The sequence below is a fragment of the Streptomyces sp. NBC_00096 genome, assembly GCF_045041305.1.
In the GTDB taxonomy this organism is placed as follows: Bacteria; Actinomycetota; Actinomycetes; order Streptomycetales; family Streptomycetaceae; genus Streptomyces.
In genome coordinates, this window is the sequence record NZ_CP108221.1 from 3,996,158 (window position 1) to 4,014,274 (window position 18,117).

The window sequence follows — 18,117 nt, forward strand, 5'->3', positions numbered from 1 at the left end:
CGGTCGCGCCAGCTCTGCGTCAGGCAGAGTTGGTTCGATGTGTTGTTCCTTTATCGTACAGGCAGATCGCCCGATACGCCCTGTGATTAGGGCTACAAGGCGTGTCTTCACCTGCGATTAACTGGAACTTCGCATTCAGGTACCACCCAAACCCGGGTGAATACGGGCATAGACCCTTGAAAATGTCGAATTAGAGCGCCGCTCTAACCCTGCCGCTCTAACCCTGCCGCTGCGGCCCCGGCCGCCTAGCCCCGCCGCTCCGGGCCGCCCGTCCCGAGCCACCCCGCCAGCTTGCCGCCCCGGGCCACCGCCCGCAGCCGCGCCTCCGCCGCGTCGCGCACCGGATCCGTGGCCACCACCAGCAGCTCGTCCCCGCGCCGCAGCACGGTCGACGGCGCCGGTACGAAGCTCTTCGCGTCCCGCACGACCAGCGTGACGGACGCCCCCGGCGGCAGCCGCAGCTCGCTCACCTCGACGCCGTGCATCCGCGAGGCGGGCGGGATCGCGAAGGACAGCAGGTGACCGCGCAGCTTCTCCAGCGGAGCCGACTCGATCCCCAGGTCGGAGGCCGCCTCGTCGTTGTCGCGGAGCTTCAGCTGGCGCGCGAGCCAGGGCAGGGTCGGGCCCTGCACCAGGGTGTAGACGACGACCAGGACGAAGACGATGTTGAAGACCCGCTCGCTGCCCTCGATCCCGGACACCATCGGGATGGTCGCCAGGATGATGGGCACGGCGCCGCGCAGGCCGGCCCACGACATCAGGGCCTGCTCCTGCCAGGGCAGCCGGAACGGCAGCAGCGAGACGAAGACCTCCAGGGGCCGCGCCACCATCGTCAGCACCAGCCCGATGATGACGGCCGGCCAGAAGTCGTGCCCCAGCTCGTGCGGGGTCACCAGCAGGCCGAGCAGTACGAACATGCCGATCTGGGCGATCCAGCCGAGCCCGTCCGCGAACCCCCGGGTGGCGGGCCAGTGGGGGAGCTTCGCGTTCCCGAGCACCATCGCCGCCAGGTACACGGCGAGGAAGCCGGAGCCGTGCGCCATCGCGCCGGCCGCGTACGCGGTGATGGCGATGGCCATCACGGCGATCGGGTAGAGGCCGGAGGCGGGCAGCGCCACGTGCCGCAGTCCGTACGAGCCCAGGAAGCCCACCGCCAGTCCGATGGCGGCGCCGATCGTCAGCTCCAGGGCGATCTTGCCTATGAGGACGTACCACTCGTCGACCGGGCCCACCGTCGCGAAGGCCACCACCAGGATGACCACGGGGGCGTCGTTGAAGCCGGACTCGGCCTCCAGCACGCCCGTCACCCGGGAGGGCAGCGGGACCTTGCGCAGCACGGAGAAGACGGCCGCCGCGTCGGTCGAGGAGACGACCGCCCCGATCAGCAGGGCCTGGCGCCATTCGAGGCCGACCAGGTAGTGCGCTCCGGCGGCGGTCACGCCCACGCTGACGGCGACGCCGACCAGCGAGAGCACGATCGCGGCCGGCAGGGCCGGCTTGATCTCTTTCCACTTGGTGCCCAGACCGCCCTCGGCGAGGATCACGACGAGCGCGGCATAGCCGATGACCTGCGTCAGCTCGGCGTTGTCGAAGACGACGTTGCCGATGCCGTCCTGGCCTATCGCGATGCCTATGCCGAGGTAGATGAGCAGGCTGGGGAGACCGCTGCGTGAGGAGACGCGTACCGCCGCGACGGCGACGAGCAGCACGAGCGAGCAGACCAGCAGGAGCTCATTGAGCGTGTGGACAGTCAGCGGGCGGCCCTTTCCTCGACGTGCCTGGCGATGACGGAACGGTCCTCGTCGGACTGACGGATCGTTCCGGCGCGGGCACGGACGGCAAGTACTTCGTTACCTTACCTAATCTTTGACGCGCCCTTTACTCGACAACCACATTGTGAAACGCCTGCGGGGCTCTGTCCTCATGACCTGTCGTCACGAGCCCGACCCCTGGCGGATCAACGAACCCGGTCCTGCGCCTATGGTTGCTCCCAGCACTCCCAGGACCACCCTGCCCCTCTAAGGACAGCGATGCCCGCCAACGAAACCGCCCCTTCCGTCAAGAAGAAGGGACGACGCGCCCGTCTGATCGTGCTCGTCCTGGTACTGGCGCTCTTCGCTGGCCTCGGGTACGGGGCGTACTGGAGCCTGGACAGCGTGCGGGGCTCCTTCCCGCAGGCCACGGGCTCCCTGAAGGTGCCCGGCCTCTCCGCGCCCGTGGACGTCAAGCGCGATGCCAACGGCATTCCCCAGCTGTACGCCGACACCGACGAGGACCTCTTCCGCGCCCAGGGCTTCGTGCACGCGCAGGATCGGTTCTGGGAGATGGACGTACGCCGGCACATGACCTCCGGGCGGCTCTCCGAGATGTTCGGCGCCGGCCAGGTCGAGACCGACGCGTTCCTGCGCACGCTCGGCTGGCGCCAGGTCGCGCAGCAGGAGTACGACACCAAGCTGTCGCCGGACACCAAGAAGTACCTGCAGGCCTACGCCGACGGGGTCAACGCGTACCTGAAGGGGAAGTCCGGCAAGGACCTCTCCGTCGAGCACGCCGCCCTCAAGCTCAGCGACGACTACCGGCCCGAGCAGTGGACCCCGGTCGACTCGGTGGCCTGGCTCAAGGCGATGGCGTGGGACCTGCGCGGCAACATGCAGGAAGAGATCGACCGCGCGCTGATGACGGGCAAGCTCTCGCAGGCGCAGATCGACGACCTCTACCCGCCGTACCCCTTCGACCGGAACCGGCCGATCGTCGACGCCGGCTCCGTCAAGGGCGGGAAGTACACCCCCGCCGCCGGTCCCGGCTCCGGCAGCGCCGTGGGCCCCGGGGGCCAGGGCAGCACCACCGGCTCCCAGGTCTCCGCGCAGACCGGTGGCGCGGCCGACACCCAGACCGGGCTGGCCGGGAACGCCACCGCCCAGGGCGCCACCGTGGGCCTGCGCACGCAGCTCAGCGCGCTGGCCGACACCCTCGACGAGATCCCCGCGATCCTCGGCCCCGCCGGCAGCGGCATCGGCTCGAACTCCTGGGTCGTCTCGGGCCAGTACACGACCACCGGCAAGCCGCTGCTCGCGAACGACCCGCACCTCGCCCCGCAGCTGCCCTCGGTCTGGTACCAGATGGGCCTGCACTGCCGGGCGGCCTCGGCCGCGTGCCAGTACGACGTGGCCGGCTTCACCTTCTCCGGCATGCCGGGCGTGGTCATCGGCCACAACGCCGACATCGCCTGGGGCATGACCAACCTCGGCGCCGACGTCACCGACCTCTACCTGGAGCAGGTCAGGCCCGAGGGCTACGTCTACGACAACAAGGTGCTCCCCTTCACCACCCGCGAAGAGGTCATCAAGATCGCCGGCGGCGGTGAGAAGAAGATCACGGTCCGGAGCACCAACAACGGCCCGCTGATCTCCGACCGCAGCAGCGAGATCACGGCCGTCGGCGCCCGCGCCCCCGTCGCCAGCTCCGCGCCCGACCGCGGCAACGGCTACGGAGTCTCCCTGCGCTGGACCGCGCTGGACCCCGGCAAGTCGATGGACGCCGTCTTCAAGCTGGACCGGGCCAAGAACTTCACCGAGTTCCGCGCCGCGGCCCGCGACTTCGAGGTCCCCTCGCAGAACCTGATCTACGCCGACAACAAGGGCGCGAACGGCAACATCGGCTACCAGGCCCCGGGCCGGATCCCGATCCGCACCACCGGCGACGGCCGCATGCCGGCCCCCGGCTGGGACTCGAAGTACGCCTGGAAGGGCGGCAAGGACGGCACCGCGGGCTACGTCCCGCAGGACGAGATGCCGTACGAGCTCAACCCGGCCCGCGGCTTCATCGTGACCGCGAACCAGGCCGTGACCGAGAGCGGCACCGGCACCAACACCGGCAAGTACCCGTACCTGCTGACCACCGACTGGGGCTACGGCGCCCGCAGCCAGCGGATCAACGACCTCATCGAGGCGAAGATCAAGGACAGCGGGAAGATCTCCACCGACGACATGCGCACCATGCAGATGGACAACAGCAGCGAGATCGCCGCGCTGCTGACCCCGATGCTGGCCAAGATCGAGGTCTCGGACCCGGACGTGCGCGCCGCGCAGAAGCTGCTGGAGGGCTGGAACTACACCCAGGAGCCCGACTCGGCCGCCGCCGCCTACTTCAACGCGGTCTGGCGCAACATCCTCAAGCTGGCCTTCGGCGACAAGATGCCCAAGGAGCTGCGCGTCGAGGGCAGCTGCATGAACGTCCCCGAGCAGACGACCGGACCGGCCGACGACCTCGCCAAGATGGTCCGCGAGTGCGGTACGCGCGGTTCCGACTCGGCGCAGCCCGACGGCGGCGACCGCTGGTTCGAGGTGGTCCGCCGCCTGGTCAAGGACGAGAAGTCCGCATGGTGGCAGGCGCCCGCCGCCCGCCGCGGAGAGGCTGCCACCACCACCCGCGACCAGCTCTTCGCGCGGGCCATGAAGGACGCGCGCTGGGAGCTGACCGCCAAGCTCGGCAAGGACCAGTCGACCTGGAGCTGGGGCCGGCTGCACCAGCTGATCCTGAAGAACCAGACGATCGGCACCGAGGGCCCGGGCTACCTGCAGTGGCTCCTCAACCGCGGCCCGTGGAACCTGGGCGGCGGCGAGGCCACCGTCAACGCGACCGGCTGGAACGCCTCCAGCGGGTACGAGGTCACCTGGGTGCCGTCGATGCGGATGGTCGTGAACCTCAACGACCTCGACAAGTCCCGCTGGATCAACCTGACGGGCGCCTCGGGGCACGCGTACCACGACCACTACACGGACCAGACGACGATGTGGGCCAAGGGCGAACTGCTGGACTGGCCCTTCGGCAAGGACGCCGTGGACAAGGCCACGGTCGACACCCTGACCCTCAAGCCCGAGGGTTCATGAGCTGAAGCGCACCACCCCCGACGGGGTGGCCACCGCCCGCACGGGGTGGTCGTGCGGCTCCTCCGGGACCCGCGCGACCACCTCGTCGTCGTAGAGGAGCACGACGAGCGCGGGATGCGCCCCGGCGCGCTCCAGCCGCTCCAGCACCCGGTCGTACGAGCCCCCGCCCCGGCCGAGCCGCATCCCGCGCCGGTCCACCGCGAGTCCTGGCAGCAGTACGGCGTCGGCGCCGGTCACCGCGTCCGGGCCCAGCCGCGGACCGGCGGGCTCCAGGAGCCGCATCTTCCCCGGGTGGGCCACCCCGGCCAGGGTGTCCGGGCCCCCGTACGCCGCCCAGTCGAGGTCGTTGTCGGGCAGCAGGACGGGCAGCAGCACGTCCTTCCCGGCGGCCCGCAGCGCGTCGAGCAGTTCGCGGGTGCCGGGCTCGGAGCCGATGGAGACGTAGGCCGCGACCGTTCGCGCCACGGCCAGCTCGGGCAGGGCGAGCGCGGAGCGGGAGAGCGCGCGGGACGCCGTGCGCAGGGCGTCGTCGGACAAGGCGCGGCGGGCGGCGAGGAGTTCTCGGCGCAGGGCCGTTTTGGCCCCCGAAGGCTGGTTGTCTGCCACGGCTGGCTGGTACCCCTTCCTATGGTGCAAACAGGCACATGTTCATATGGATCTCACGTGGTCCGGTCCACGAGCGACTATCGTTCGGCTCATGACTCAGTTGCACCCCGTGATCAAGAAGGCCGTCATTCCGGCCGCGGGCCTCGGTACTCGCTTCCTCCCCGCGACCAAGGCGACACCCAAGGAAATGCTCCCGGTGGTGGACAAGCCGGCCATCCAATACGTCGTCGAGGAAGCCGTATCAGCCGGTCTCGACGACATTCTCATGATCACGGGCCGTAACAAGCGCGCCCTCGAAGACCATTTCGACCGCAACTACGAGCTGGAGTCCGCGCTCATCGCCAAGGGCGACGACGACCGGCTCAAGAAGGTCCAGGAATCCAGCGACCTGGCCGCCATGCACTACGTCCGCCAGGGCGACCCCCGGGGCCTGGGCCACGCCGTCCTGTGCGCCGAGCCGCACGTCGGCGACGAGCCCTTCGCCGTCCTCCTCGGTGACGACCTCATCGACCCCCGCGACCCGCTGCTGCGCCGGATGACGGAGATCCAGCAGAGCTCCGGCGGCTCCGTCGTCGCGCTGATGGAGGTCGACCCGGCCCAGGTGCACCTCTACGGCTGCGCCGCGGTCGAGGCCACCGGCGACGCGGACGTGGTCCGCATCACCGGCCTCGTCGAGAAGCCGGACGCCGCTGACGCCCCCAGCAATTTCGCGGTCATCGGACGGTACGTCCTCAGCCCCGCGATCTTCGGCATACTGCGGGAGACCGAGCCGGGCCGCGGTGGAGAGATCCAGCTGACCGACGCCCTGCAGAAGCTGGCCGCCGACGAGACCCTCGGTGGCCCGGTGCACGGCGTGGTCTTCCGCGGCCGCCGCTACGACACCGGGGACCGCGGGGACTACCTGCGGGCCATCGTCCGACTCGCCTGCGAGCGTGAAGACCTGGGCCCGGAGTTCCGCACCTGGCTTCACCGTTACGTCACGGAGGAGATGTAGCACCTTGAGCAAGCCCGACGCACCGCAGGATCCTCGACCGGCCGGCGACCACCAGCGCCTCTGGTCGGTGGACGAGCACCTGGCGGACATCCTCGCCACCGTCCGGCAGCTGGAGCCCATCGAGCTCCAGCTGCTGGACGCCCAGGGCTGTGTCCTGGTCGAGGACGTCACCGTGCCCGTCGCCCTCCCGCCCTTCGACAACAGCTCGATGGACGGCTACGCCGTCCGGACCGCCGACGTCCAGGGTGCGAGCGAGGAGTTCCCCGCAGTGCTGACGGTCATCGGGGACGTGGCGGCCGGCAGCGGTGAGCTGCCGACCGTCGGCCCCGGCCAGGCGGCCCGCATCATGACCGGCGCCCCGCTGCCCCCCGGCGCGGAAGCCGTCGTACCGGTCGAGTGGACCGACGGCGGCACCGGCGGCGGCGCCGCCTCCGGGATGACCCCCGCCAGCGAGGCGCCCGAGGGCGCCGCCGGCGAGGTACGGGTCCACCGCGCGGCCGAGGCGCGGGCGCACGTGCGCTCGCGCGGCAGCGACGTACAGGCCGGAGACCTCGCGCTCGCCGCGGGCACGGTCCTCGGTCCGCCGCAGATCGCGCTGCTGGCCGCCATCGGGCGGGGCACCGTACGGGTGCGTCCGCGTCCGCGCGTCGTCGTCATGTCCACCGGCAGCGAGCTGGTCCAGCCGGGCGAGGCGCTGACGGCCGGCACCATCTACGACTCCAACAGCTTCGCGCTGGCCGCCGCCGCGCGGGACGCCGGAGCCATCGCCTACCGGGTCGGAGCCGTCGCCGACGACGCCGACACCCTGCGCTCCACCATCGAGGACCAGCTCATCCGGGCCGATCTGCTGGTCACCACGGGCGGGGTCAGCGTCGGCGCGTACGACGTGGTCAAGGAGGCCCTCGCGGACCTCTCCACCGGCGGCGGGGCCGACGGCACGGACATCGACGGCGCGGGCATCGACTTCCGCAAGCTCGCCATGCAGCCCGGCAAGCCCCAGGGCTTCGGCACCATCGGCCCCGACCACACCCCGCTGCTGGCCCTGCCCGGCAACCCGGTGTCCTCCTACGTCTCCTTCGAGCTGTTCGTGCGCCCCGCGATCCGCGCCCTCATGGGCCTGCCGGTCTCCGAGGTCAGCCGGCCCAGCGTGCGCGCGGTGCTCGAGGCCGACAAGGCGATCGGCTCCCCGGCGGGCCGCCGGCAGTTCCTGCGCGGCAAGTACGACGCGGCGAGCGGCACGGTCCGCCCGGTCGGCGGATCGGGCTCGCACCTGATCGCCGCGCTGGCGCACGCCGACTCGCTGATGGTGGTACCGGAAGACGTCACCTCGGTGGAGCCCGGGGCCGAGCTCGAAGTGGTCCTGCTCGGCTGAGGCCCCGCGGATGCGGGTAGCGTGTTGCACCACACAGGCCCTTGCGGGGCCCGGACGGGAGCGGCACGCAGATATGAGTACGCAGAGCAGCGCCGGCGGCGCCGCGGGCACCAGGCTGACGCACATCGACGAGGCCGGGGCGGCCCGGATGGTCGACGTCTCGGAGAAGGACGTCACCACGCGGACGGCCCGGGCCAGCGGGCGCGTGCTCGTCTCCCCCAGGGTGATCGAACTGCTGCGGGGCGAGGGCGTGCCCAAGGGCGACGCCCTCGCCACCGCGCGGATCGCCGGGATCATGGGGGCGAAGAAGACCCCCGACCTGATCCCGCTGTGCCACCCGCTGGCCGTCTCCGGGGTCAAGGTCGACCTGAAGGTCGTGGACGACGCCGTCGAGATCCTCGCCACCGTCAAGACCACCGACCGGACGGGCGTCGAGATGGAAGCCCTGACCGCCGTCGCGGTCGCCGGGCTCACCGTCATCGACATGGTCAAGGCCGTCGACAAGGGCGCGGTCATCACCGACGTCCGGGTCGAGGAGAAGACGGGCGGCAAGTCCGGCGACTGGGCGCGCTCGTGAACGCCCCGCGCGGCGGCGAGGTCCACAGCCACAGCCACAGCCACAGCCACAGCCCCAGCGACAGCCCCAGCCACAGCGACGTGCCGCAGCCGGTGACGTCCGGGGCCCCCTCCGCGGTCCCGGCCGAGGCGCCCCCGGGAGCCGCGTCGCTGCGCGCACTCGTGGTCACGGCCTCGAACCGGGCCTCGCAGGGCGTGTACGCCGACAAGGGCGGCCCGGTGCTCGCCGAGGGGCTGCGCGCGCTCGGCTTCGCGGTGGACGGCCCGCGGGTGGTCCCCGACGGGGACCCCGTGGAGGCGGCCCTGCGCGAGGGCGTGGCCGCCGCGTACGACGTCATCCTGACCACCGGCGGCACCGGAATCTCGCCGACCGACCGGACCCCGGACGCCACCGCCCGGGTGCTGGACTACGAGATCCCGGGCATCCCGCAGGCCATCCGCGCCGAGTCCCTGGCGAAGGTGCCGACCGCGGCACTGTCGCGGGGCCTGGCGGGCGTGGCCGCGCGCACTCTGATCGTGAACCTGCCGGGCTCGACGGGCGGGGTCCGCGACGGGATCGCCGTCCTGTCCCGGGTGCTGCTCCACGCGGTCGACCAGATCCGCGGCGGAGACCACCCCCGGCCCGCCGACAGACCCGGGAGCGCGAGCTGAACGGCCCGTCCTGGCCGGTGGTGCTCACCGACGGAGACGTCACGCTCCGGCCGATAAAACTGCGGGACCAGGCCGCCTGGCGCGAGGTCAACCGCCGCAACCGCGACTGGCTCCGGCCGTGGGAGGCGACCATCCCGCCGCCCGCTCCCTGGGGGCCGGTGATCCAGCGGCCGACGTACCGCCAGATGGTCCGCCATCTGCGGGCCGAGGCGAACGCGGGGCGCATGCTGCCGTTCGTCATCGAGTACCAGGGGCGCCTGGTGGGTCAGCTGACGGTCGCCGGGATCACCTGGGGCTCCATGTGCGCCGGCCACGTCGGCTACTGGGTGGACCGCGAGGTGGCGGGCCGGGGCGTGATGCCGACGGCGGTCGCGCTGGCGGTGGACCATTGCTTCGGCAAGGTCGGGCTGCACCGGATCGAAGTGTGCATCCGGCCGGAGAACGGACCGAGCCGGCGGGTCGTGGAGAAACTGGGATTCCGCGAGGAAGGACTGCGGCCCCGTTATCTGCACATCGACGGCGCGTGGCGTGATCACCTCGTGTACGCGCTGACGGTGGAGGAGGTGCGGGAGGGGCTGCTGCGCCGCTGGCACCGGGAGCGCCATCCGCACGGTCCCGCGTCGCAGACCTAATGCCAATCAGATATATGTTCGAATTCTTTCGCTCGGTGACCGATTCGCCCATAACCTGATCCGAAGAATCACAAAAAAAGTCCGTGATATCAGCGAGATCGCGCGACACGCCGTCCCAATTGGCGGATCCGCCCGGCCGCGTCCCTCTACGGTGTGGGGTGTGAGCAGCAGCGGCCTCATCTACGCAGTCATTGTCGGGGCCTGGGCCGCCTACTTGGTGCCCATGTGGCTCCGGAGGCAGGACGAGCTGAACGAAGCCCGTCCGACGGAACGCTTCTCCACTGCCATCAGGTTGCTTTCCGGCCGGGCGGGAATGGAGCGCCGTTACGCCAAGGGGCTGCGTGAGCGCGGTGACGAGGAGGCGTGGTCCCAGCCCCCCGCGGACCCGGACGCCGCGACGGAAACGGTGAACACCGTGGACGCCGCCGACGCCCGGGCCGTTGTCGTGCCCCCGCCGACCAGGTCGGAGCCGAGGTCGGCCGCCTCCGAGCGGGCGGACCGCGCGGAACGGGCCCGCCGCGAACAGCGCCTGGTCGTCCTGGCCCGCCGCCGGCGCACCACCGCGCTGCTCTTCCTGATCTTCACCCTCGGTGCGGTCGTCGCCGCCGTCGGCGGACTCCAGTACCTGTGGGCCCCGGCGGTCCCCGCCCTGCTGCTGAGCACGTACATCGTGCACCTGCGGGTCCAGGAGCGGCGCCGCTACGAGTTCACCATGGACCGGCGGCGCGCCGAGGCCGCCGCCCGCCGCCTGCGCGAGAACCGCCCCCGGCGGCGCCCTTCCGAGGACACCGCCGCGGCCGGTTCCGACCCGGACCCCGCGCCACCCGTCTCCCCGCAGGAGGCCGGCCGGCGCGCCCTGGTCGAGCAGACCGACCACGCCGAGTGGGTGGACCAGCAGCGCGAACGCGAGCGCGGCCCCGCCCGCGGTGACAGCTGGGAGCCCGTCCCGGTCCCGCTGCCGACGTACGTGACGGCCCCGGTCGCCCCGCGCGCCACCGGCCCGGCCACCCCGGACCCGTGGAGCGCCACCCGTTCCAGCACGGCCGAGCCGACGGAACCCCGCCTGCGCGCCCAGCCGGCGCCCCCGGCGCCCCGCGGCCGCGCGCGCGATGCGGCCCGTACGCCCCTGTTCGACCAGTACGAGGGCGACGACCGCCCGCGCGCCGCGAACGAGTGATCTATGACCTGCGCGGACGCTCCCGATATCGGTTTTGGAGCACCCGCGCGGGGATGCTAATGTTTCACACGTCGCAAGGGCCTGTGGCGCAGTCTGGTAGCGCACCTCGTTCGCATCGAGGGGGTCTGGGGTTCAAATCCCCACAGGTCCACAAACGACAGTTCTTGAGTAGCTCTCAAGGATCGTCTCGAGATCCCGTTCAGCCGAAAGGCTGGGCGGGATCTCGGCGTTTGTGGGGTCCTGGGCCCATGTGCCTCCTGGCCTAAAGTCATGGCCGTGACTTTTGCGGGGTGGGGGAGGGGCGTTGAAGTGACCGGTGACGGGGTTCGGTACGTGGTCGGGCTCGTGCTGCTCGCGGCGGTCGCGGGGTGCGGGGGTCCGGCGAAGGCCCAACAGCCGAAGGTGCAGGGGCCGATGCCCGCCGCCGAGTTGCGGACGCGGCTGCTGCCCGCGGCGCTGCCGGGCGGCTGGGCCTCCGTGGCGGACCGCCCGGACGGGAAAGCGCAGGGGGGCGCGGCGGCTTCGGTGCCGCCGCCGGCCTGTGAGGGGCTCCTCGACGGGCAGACCGTCGTGGACGCGACCACGGCGGCGGCGTCCGCCTCCGCGACCGCCGCGTTCAGCGGCGGGCACACCGTGGACAACGGCGTCATCTCCGGCGCGGAGAAGCTCTATTCGTTCCCGGGCGACGGCGCGCACCGGGCGATGCGGGACATGCGGGAGCTGGTGGCCCGGTGCGCGAGCGTGGATCTGCGAACCGCGGAATGGGAGCCCCCCGATACGGCCGGCTTCGCCGTGGCCGACGGGCCCCGGCTCGGAGACGAGAGCCTCGTCGTGCGGGGGACGGTGACGGACCGTGCCACGGGTCGCTCGGACCGTGCCGACGCGACCGTCGTGCGCGTGGGGAGTTCGCTCGTGGTCATCAGCACCGTCCTCACGCTGACCCCGGCGGAGATGGAGACCGTCATGGCGTTCATGCCCGCTGCCGTGGCGCAGTTCTCTTCGGAGCGTCCCGAGCCGGTGGACGCGGCCGCGGGCGGCTGACCGGCCGGGCCGGGCCGCCGCGCCTCCCGGGGGTTCCGGGGCGGCGCGGCGGGGGTGGGTCCGGGTTCAGGCGGTCGGGTTCAGGGGCTTGGTCATGCAGCGGCTGGAGTCGTGGAAGCGGTAGTGGCCGAACTTGGCGGCCGCCATCGTGTAGCCCTCGGAGAGGTAGAGGGCGATGGCCTCCGGCTGCTGGTCGCCCGTTTCCAGGACCATGCGTATGCGGCCGGCCGCGCGGGCGTCGGCTTCCAGGGCGGCCAGGATGCGGCGGGCGAGGCCCAGGCCGCGGGCCTCGGGGACCACGTACATGCGCTTCAGCTCGGCGTCGCCGTCCGCGTAGCCCTCGTCGTTCGCCTCGTGCGCGCGCCAGCCGCCACTGGCGATCGGCGCGCCGGAGGCGTCGTAGGCGAGGAGGTAGAGGCCGGCGGGCGGGACGAACATCGCCGGGTCGAGGAATGTGACATCGCCCTCGCCGTCGTAGCGCACCTGGTATTCGATCTGCACTTGGTCGTTGAGCTTGACCGCGTCCGGGTGGTCGTACGACACCGCGCGGAGCTGGATCTCCTGAGACATCCGGACAGCCTACGGAACGCTCCGGCTATCGTGCAGGGATGCTCATCGTGACCTCCGTGAATGTGAATGGGATCCGCGCCGCCGCCAAGAAGGGGTTCTCCCCGTGGCTCGCCGGGTCGGACGCCGACGTCGTCTGCCTGCAGGAAGTGCGGGCGGAGGAGGGTCAGATTCCGGAGGAGGTGCGGGCGCCCGAGGGCTGGCACACCGTGTTCGCACCGGCCGCCGCGAAGGGGCGGGCCGGGGTCGCGCTGTACACGCGCCGGGCGCCGGAGCGGGTGCAGGTCGGATTCGGGAGCGAGGAGTTCGACGACTCGGGCCGGTACCTGGAGATCGATCTGCCCGGTGTGACCGTGGCCAGCCTCTACCTGCCCTCCGGGGAGGCCGGGACCGAGAAGCAGGACGAGAAGTACCGGTTCATGGGCGAGTTCCTCACCTACCTGAAGGAGCTCAGGGCGCGGGCCGCGGCGGACGGGCGCGAGGTCGTCGTCTGCGGCGACTGGAACATCTGCCACCGGGAAGCCGACCTGAAGAACTGGAAGACCAACCGGAAGAACGCCGGCTTCCTGCCCGAGGAGCGCGAATGGCTCGGGGAGGTGTACGACGCCGCCGGTTACGTGGACGTCGTGCGGAGCCTGCACCCGGACACCGAGGGGCCGTACTCCTGGTGGTCCTACCGCGGGCGGGCCTTCGACAACGACGCCGGCTGGCGGATCGATCTGCACGTGGCGACGCCGGGACTGGCGGCCAAGGCCGTCAAGGCGTTCGTGGAGCGCGCCGAGACCCACCCCGAGCGGTGGTCCGACCACGCGCCCGTGACCGTGGCCTACGAGCTCGGGGTCTGAGGCTGAGAGGGCTGAGAGGGCTGAGAGGGCTGGCCGGGCTGGCCGGCCTGGGCCGGCGGGCGCAGCCGGTCCATGGCCATCGTGAGCTCCGCCTCGACCACGCTCTTCGCCAGGGGGCGCAGGCGCGGGACCGCGTCCTGCGAGATGTGCGTGGTGATGAGCTCCGCGAACAGGGCCGCCATCGCGTCCGCGTGCTCGCGCACCGCCCGGCCGGCCTCCAGGACGGCGGAGAGCGGTACGCCCTCGCGGACCAGCGCCGAGGAGACGTCCAGCAGCCTGCGGCTGACGTGGACGATCTCCTCGCCGTCGGTGGCGAGGTAGCCGAGGTCGAGCGAGGCCGCCAGGTTCTCCGGGGTGACCTCGCCCTCGAAGTAGTCGGCGAGGGCCTCGGGGGTCAGGCGGACCGGGGTCTCCTCCGACCAGCCGATGCCGAGCAGTTCGCCGAGCTGGCCGACGTCGCGGCCGTTCTCGAAGGCCACGGTCAGCTCGGCGATGCCGCCGAGGGTGTGGCCGCGCTCCAGCAGGGCGGCGACGGTGCGCAGCCGGGCCAGGTGGTGCTCGTCGTACCAGGCGATGCGGCCCTCGCGGCGGGGCGGCGGCAGGAGCTTGCGCTCCCGGTAGAAGCGCAGGGTGCGTACGGGTATGCCGGCGGCCTCGGCCAGCTCCTCCGTGCGGTATTCGCGCACTGTGGTCCCCGCTCCCGTTGCTTGCGGTGCTTCCGCTGTCTGCGGTGTGTCCTGCGTCGCGTTGTCCGGCACGAGCGAAGCCTAGGGCGTACTCGCGGTAACTTTCCCGGCTCGACCCCTACCCATGAGTACGGGGCTGCTCTACTCTCCCGATTGTGCCAGTGATTGCTGGCAGCATGGGAATCCGAAGGCGGCGGGCATGGGCGGCAGGGGCGGTGGCATGGACGAGCGCGAGGACGTACGAGAGCACGTACGCGAGGACGTACGCGAGCACGTACGGGTGGCGGTGATCGGATCCGGGTTCGGCGGACTGGGCGCCGCGGTGCGGCTGCGGCGCGAGGGGATCACGGACTTCGTCGTCCTGGAGCGCGCCGACTCCGTCGGCGGCACCTGGCGCGACAACAACTACCCCGGGTGCGCCTGTGACGTGCCCTCCCACCTCTATTCGTTCTCCTTCGCGCCCAATCCCGACTGGCCGCGGACCTTCTCCGGGCAGCCCGCCATCCGGGAGTACCTGGAGCACGTCGCCGACACCTTCGGACTGCGCCGCCACATCCGGCTGAACCACGAGGTGCGGATGGCGCGCTGGGACGCGGACGCGATGCACTGGGAGATAGAGACCTCGGGCGGGGAACTCACCGCCGATGTGGTCGTCTCCGCCACCGGGCCGCTGTCCGACCCGAAGATGCCGGAGATCCCCGGGCTCGCCGGCTTCCCCGGCAAGGTCTTCCACTCCGCCCGCTGGGACCACGACTACGACCTGCGCGGAAAGCGCGTCGCCATGATCGGCACCGGCGCCTCGGCCATCCAGATCGTCCCCGCCATCGCCCCCGGGGTGGAGCGGCTCACGCTGTTCCAGCGGACCCCGCCGTGGGTGATGCCGCGCACCGACCGGGCCATCACCTCCGTCGAGCGCTGGCTCCACCGTCAGCTCCCCTTCACCCGGGCGGCGCGCCGGGGGCTGCTGTGGGGGATACGGGAGCTCCAGGTCAGCGCCTTCACCAAGCGGCCCAATCAGCTCGGGCTGATCGAGTCCCTGGCCAAGGCCAACATGGCGCGCTCGATCAAGGACCCGGAGCTGCGGGCCAAGCTGACGCCCTCGTACCGCATCGGCTGCAAGCGGATCCTGCTCTCCAGCGAGTACTACCCGGCGCTCGCCCGGCCCAACGTGGACCTCGTCGCCTCCGGGCTGAAGGAGATCCGGGGTTCGGTGCTGGTCGCCGCCGACGGCACCGAGACCGAGGCCGACGCGATCGTGTTCGGCACCGGCTTCCACGTCACGGACATGCCGATCGCCGACCGGGTGGTGGGCGTGGAGGGCAAGACCCTCGCGGAGGTGTGGAAGGACGGGATGCAGTCGCTGCGCGGGGCGACCGCGGCGGGCTTCCCGAACTGGATGACGATCATCGGGCCGAACACCGGGCTCGGGAACAGTTCGATGATCCTGATGATCGAATCGCAGCTGAACTACATGGCCGACTACATGCGCCAGCTGGGGGTCCTGGGGGGCAAGGTCGCCCTGGCCGCCAGGCCCTCGGCGGTCAACACCTGGAACCGGCACGTCCAGACGCGCATGGAGCGGACGGTGTGGAACACGGGCGGCTGCACCAGCTGGTACCTGGACGCGCAGGGGCGCAACACCACCGTCTGGCCGGGCACCACGGGAGAGTTCCGCAAGGAGACGCTTCGCGTGGACCTGGGTGAGTACGAGGTCGTACGGGGGCGGGAGCGCGAGCGGGACCGGGTGGCAGTGGCGGTGGCTGCCGGTGGCGGCGGCGCGGCGAAGCGGGGCCGGGGCCGGGCGGGGTCCGCGGGTGCGGCGCCGTCGCCGGGGGCGCTGCCCCCGGACCCCCGCGCCTCAAACGCCGGCGGGGCTGGATTGACCCCCGGCGGGGGTTCGAATGCGGGCGGGGCTGGATTGACCCCCGGCGGGGGTTCGAACGCCGGCGGGGCTGGATTGACCCCCGGCGGGGCTGGGTCTGCCGAAGCGGTGCAGGGTGGTGCCGCGTGAGGCGGCCGGCGCATGTCACCGCCGGGCCGTACGCGCCGCCGGTCGCCCGGCGTGAGCTGGTCGTCGTCTCCGCCGACGGGTCGCGGCTGCACGCGGAGGTGCACGGCGAGGACGGGGACCCGGCCGTCGTGCTCGCGCACGGCTGGACCTGTTCCACCGCCTTCTGGGCCGCGCAGATACGGGCCCTGGCGGCATCCGGACACCGGGTCGTCGCCTACGACCAGCGCGGCCACGGGCGCAGCCCCGCCGGCTCCGGCTGCAGCACCACCGCCCTCGCCGACGACCTCGTCGCGGTGCTGGGGGCCGCCCTCGCCCCCGGGGAGAAGGCCGTCGTCGCGGGCCACTCCATGGGCGGGATGACGGTCATGGCCGCCGCCGCCCGGCCGGAGTTCGCCGAGCACGTCGCGGCCGCGCTGCTGTGCAGCACCGGCAGCGGCCGGCTGGTCGCGGAGGCCCGGGTCCTGCCGTGGCGCGCCGGGCCCGCGAGGACCCGTATCACCGGGGCGGTGCTGGGAGCCCGGGTCCCGCTCGGGCCGGTCACCCCCGCCGCCAGGAAGGTGCTGAAGTACGCCACGATGGGCCCCGGCTCCGCGCCCGACAAGGTCGAGGCCTGCGCCCGGATCGTGCACGCCTGCCCCACCCGGGTGCGCCACGCGTGGTCGCAGGTGCTGGCCGGGCTGGACCTCGACGCCCAGCTGGCCGCGCTCACCGTGCCCACCGCCGTCATCGGCGGCAAGAGCGACCGGCTGACACCGATCGTGCACGCCCGGGGGCTGGCGGCCGCACTGCCGAACTGCGTGGGGCTGACCGAGCTGACCGGGATGGGGCACATGACCCCGATGGAGGCCCCGGAAGCCGTCACCGCCGCCGTGCGCGAGCTCGCCGAACTGTACGTCCGACCCAACCACCGGCCCGCGAAGGAGAAGACCCCGTGAGTGCTCGCAGGAATCTGGAAGGCCAGGTCGCCGTCGTCACGGGCGCCGCCCGCGGGGTCGGCGAGCTGCTCGCCCGCAAACTCTCCGCGCGCGGCGCGAAGGTGGCCCTGGTGGGCCTGGAGCCGGAGGCCCTCAAGGAGGTCTCCGAACGGCTGCACACCGACAGCGACCACTGGTACGCCGACGTCACCGACCACGAGGCCATGGCCCGGGTCGCGCAGGAGGTCAAGCAGCGCTTCGGGAAGGTGGACATCGTCGTCGCCAACGCGGGCGTCGCGTCCGGGGGGCCGTTCACCGACTCCGACCCCGACGCCTGGCGCCGGGTCATCGAGGTCAACCTCATCGGCGGGGCCGTCACCGCCCGCGCCTTCCTGCCCGTACTGATGGAGAGCCGCGGCTACTTCCTGCAGATAGCCTCGCTCGCCGCGATCACCCCGGCGCCGATGATGAGCGCGTACTGCGCCTCCAAGTCGGGGGTCGAGGCCTTCGCCCACTGTCTGAGCGCCGAGGTCGGCTACAAGGGCGTCAAGGTCGGTGTCGGCTACCTGTCCTGGACCGACACCGACATGGTGCGCGGAGCCGACCAGGACGAGGTGATGCGCGAACTGCGCCAGCGGCTGCCGTGGCCGTCGAACCGGACGTACCCGCTGGGGCCGGCCGTCGACCGGATCGTGGCGGGCATCGAGCGGCGCTCCGCGCACGTGTACGCGCAGTGGTGGCTGCGCGGCATGCAGGGGGTCCGCGGGTACCTGCCCGGGATCATCTCCTCCGTCGGACAGCGCGAGATGAAGCGGTTCGAGCCGCGACTGGCCGGTGTCTCCAAGGGACTCGTGGGGGCCGGCGGGGCGGCGGACGAGCAGGAACGCACCCGGACCCCCTGACATCATGACCGAAATGCGCCGTATGTTCCCCTGTGCAAGCCTGGTCGGGTTCCCCTTACCGAGCACCGATTCAGGAGTGAGGACACATGGGCATCAAGGACCAGTTCCAGGACAAGGCGAGGGACCTCGCGGAGAAGGCGAAGGCCGCGGCCGCCGGCAAGCAGGACGAGGCGTCCGAGCGTGCTTCGCGGGCCGCTGACCAGGCCAAGGACAAGGCCCGTGACACCTTCGACGAGAACTTCGACAGCTAGGTC

The 18,117-nt window shown here is 71.8% G+C and carries 17 protein-coding genes and 1 tRNA gene; 14 read left to right on the top strand and 4 right to left on the bottom strand.

What is annotated here, in order from left to right:
- Positions 1-245 precede the first annotated feature (245 nt).
- Complete coding sequence (locus OG904_RS17620) at positions 246-1,754, bottom strand: potassium/proton antiporter (RefSeq protein ID WP_405498082.1); 1,509 nt, start codon at positions 1,752-1,754, stop codon at positions 246-248.
- Between the two features lie 276 nt (positions 1,755-2,030).
- On the opposite strand from OG904_RS17620, the gene OG904_RS17625 reads away from it, so the two are divergent.
- Positions 2,031-4,889 (top strand): penicillin acylase family protein, encoded by a 2,859-nt coding sequence (locus tag OG904_RS17625; protein WP_405492014.1) that lies wholly within the window; start codon positions 2,031-2,033, stop codon positions 4,887-4,889.
- Here OG904_RS17625 and OG904_RS17630 read toward each other — a convergent pair.
- Positions 4,884-5,495 (bottom strand): 5-formyltetrahydrofolate cyclo-ligase, encoded by a 612-nt coding sequence (locus tag OG904_RS17630; RefSeq protein WP_405492016.1) that lies wholly within the window; start codon positions 5,493-5,495, stop codon positions 4,884-4,886. The two genes, OG904_RS17625 and OG904_RS17630, sit on opposite strands and share 6 nt — an antisense overlap.
- A 91-nt stretch (positions 5,496-5,586) precedes the next feature.
- Between OG904_RS17630 and galU the strand changes: the two genes are divergently transcribed.
- From galU to OG904_RS17670, 8 genes are all read left to right on the top strand, one after another.
- Positions 5,587-6,489 (top strand): UTP--glucose-1-phosphate uridylyltransferase GalU, encoded by a 903-nt coding sequence (gene galU / locus OG904_RS17635; protein ID WP_405492018.1) that lies wholly within the window; start codon positions 5,587-5,589, stop codon positions 6,487-6,489.
- Between the two features lie 4 nt (positions 6,490-6,493).
- On the top strand, positions 6,494-7,861 hold the full coding sequence (glp, locus tag OG904_RS17640) for a gephyrin-like molybdotransferase Glp (RefSeq protein ID WP_405492020.1): 1,368 nt from the start codon (positions 6,494-6,496) through the stop codon (positions 7,859-7,861).
- Between the two features lie 73 nt (positions 7,862-7,934).
- Positions 7,935-8,438 carry a cyclic pyranopterin monophosphate synthase MoaC gene (gene moaC / locus OG904_RS17645; RefSeq protein WP_405492022.1) on the top strand — a complete coding sequence of 168 codons (504 nt, stop codon included), beginning with the start codon at positions 7,935-7,937 and terminating at the stop codon, positions 8,436-8,438.
- Positions 8,435-9,088 (top strand): molybdenum cofactor biosynthesis protein B, encoded by a 654-nt coding sequence (locus OG904_RS17650; RefSeq protein WP_405492024.1) that lies wholly within the window; start codon positions 8,435-8,437, stop codon positions 9,086-9,088. Before moaC ends, OG904_RS17650 begins: the two co-directional genes overlap by 4 nt.
- A 17-nt stretch (positions 9,089-9,105) precedes the next feature.
- The gene (locus tag OG904_RS17655; protein WP_405492026.1) at positions 9,106-9,720 is read left to right on the top strand and encodes a GNAT family N-acetyltransferase; all 615 of its coding nucleotides are present in this window, start codon (positions 9,106-9,108) and stop codon (positions 9,718-9,720) included.
- A 160-nt stretch (positions 9,721-9,880) separates the two neighbouring features.
- On the top strand, positions 9,881-10,897 hold the full coding sequence (locus OG904_RS17660; protein WP_405492028.1) for a hypothetical protein: 1,017 nt from the start codon (positions 9,881-9,883) through the stop codon (positions 10,895-10,897).
- Positions 10,898-10,974: 77 nt separating this feature from the next.
- Positions 10,975-11,048, top strand: a tRNA-Ala gene (locus OG904_RS17665).
- A gap of 158 nt (positions 11,049-11,206) precedes the next feature.
- On the top strand, positions 11,207-11,938 hold the full coding sequence (locus OG904_RS17670) for a hypothetical protein (protein WP_405492030.1): 732 nt from the start codon (positions 11,207-11,209) through the stop codon (positions 11,936-11,938).
- A gap of 66 nt (positions 11,939-12,004) precedes the next feature.
- On the opposite strand, the gene OG904_RS17675 is transcribed toward OG904_RS17670, so the two are convergent.
- Complete coding sequence (locus OG904_RS17675; RefSeq protein WP_405492032.1) at positions 12,005-12,508, bottom strand: GNAT family N-acetyltransferase; 504 nt, start codon at positions 12,506-12,508, stop codon at positions 12,005-12,007.
- Positions 12,509-12,546: 38 nt separating this feature from the next.
- Here OG904_RS17675 and OG904_RS17680 point away from each other — a divergent pair, with 38 nt between their 5' ends.
- Entirely contained in the window at positions 12,547-13,350 is an 804-nt protein-coding gene (locus tag OG904_RS17680; RefSeq protein WP_405492034.1) for an exodeoxyribonuclease III, read from the top strand.
- Here the strand turns inward: OG904_RS17680 and OG904_RS17685 are convergent.
- Complete coding sequence (locus OG904_RS17685; RefSeq protein WP_405492036.1) at positions 13,332-14,036, bottom strand: MerR family transcriptional regulator; 705 nt, start codon at positions 14,034-14,036, stop codon at positions 13,332-13,334. The two genes, OG904_RS17680 and OG904_RS17685, sit on opposite strands and share 19 nt — an antisense overlap.
- A gap of 220 nt (positions 14,037-14,256) precedes the next feature.
- Between OG904_RS17685 and OG904_RS17690 the strand changes: the two genes are divergently transcribed.
- The 4 genes from OG904_RS17690 to OG904_RS17705 all read left to right on the top strand — a co-directional run bounded on the left by OG904_RS17690 (position 14,257) and on the right by OG904_RS17705 (position 18,114).
- Positions 14,257-16,047, top strand: coding sequence for a flavin-containing monooxygenase (locus OG904_RS17690; RefSeq protein ID WP_405492038.1), 1,791 nt, complete (start codon positions 14,257-14,259; stop codon positions 16,045-16,047).
- Positions 16,044-16,982 (top strand): alpha/beta fold hydrolase, encoded by a 939-nt coding sequence (locus OG904_RS17695; protein ID WP_405492040.1) that lies wholly within the window; start codon positions 16,044-16,046, stop codon positions 16,980-16,982. Before OG904_RS17690 ends, OG904_RS17695 begins: the two co-directional genes overlap by 4 nt.
- Complete coding sequence (locus OG904_RS17700) at positions 16,979-17,863, top strand: SDR family oxidoreductase (RefSeq protein WP_405492042.1); 885 nt, start codon at positions 16,979-16,981, stop codon at positions 17,861-17,863. Before OG904_RS17695 ends, OG904_RS17700 begins: the two co-directional genes overlap by 4 nt.
- 86 nt (positions 17,864-17,949) lie before the next feature.
- Complete coding sequence (locus OG904_RS17705) at positions 17,950-18,114, top strand: hypothetical protein (RefSeq protein ID WP_405492044.1); 165 nt, start codon at positions 17,950-17,952, stop codon at positions 18,112-18,114.
- The last annotated feature ends 3 nt before the right edge of the window (positions 18,115-18,117 follow it).

Excerpts from the sequence above, each read along its gene's own strand:
- OG904_RS17625 (WP_405492014.1), top strand. The coding sequence starts at position 2,031 with ATGCCCGCCAACGAAACCGCCCCTTCCGTCAAGAAGAAGGGACGACGC.
- galU (WP_405492018.1), top strand. The coding sequence starts at position 5,587 with ATGACTCAGTTGCACCCCGTGATCAAGAAGGCCGTCATTCCGGCCGCG.
- moaC (WP_405492022.1), top strand. The coding sequence starts at position 7,935 with ATGAGTACGCAGAGCAGCGCCGGCGGCGCCGCGGGCACCAGGCTGACG.
- OG904_RS17675 (WP_405492032.1), bottom strand. The coding sequence starts at position 12,508 with ATGTCTCAGGAGATCCAGCTCCGCGCGGTGTCGTACGACCACCCGGAC.
- OG904_RS17680 (WP_405492034.1), top strand. The coding sequence starts at position 12,547 with ATGCTCATCGTGACCTCCGTGAATGTGAATGGGATCCGCGCCGCCGCC.
- OG904_RS17690 (WP_405492038.1), top strand. The coding sequence starts at position 14,257 with ATGGACGAGCGCGAGGACGTACGAGAGCACGTACGCGAGGACGTACGC.
- OG904_RS17705 (WP_405492044.1), top strand. The coding sequence starts at position 17,950 with ATGGGCATCAAGGACCAGTTCCAGGACAAGGCGAGGGACCTCGCGGAG.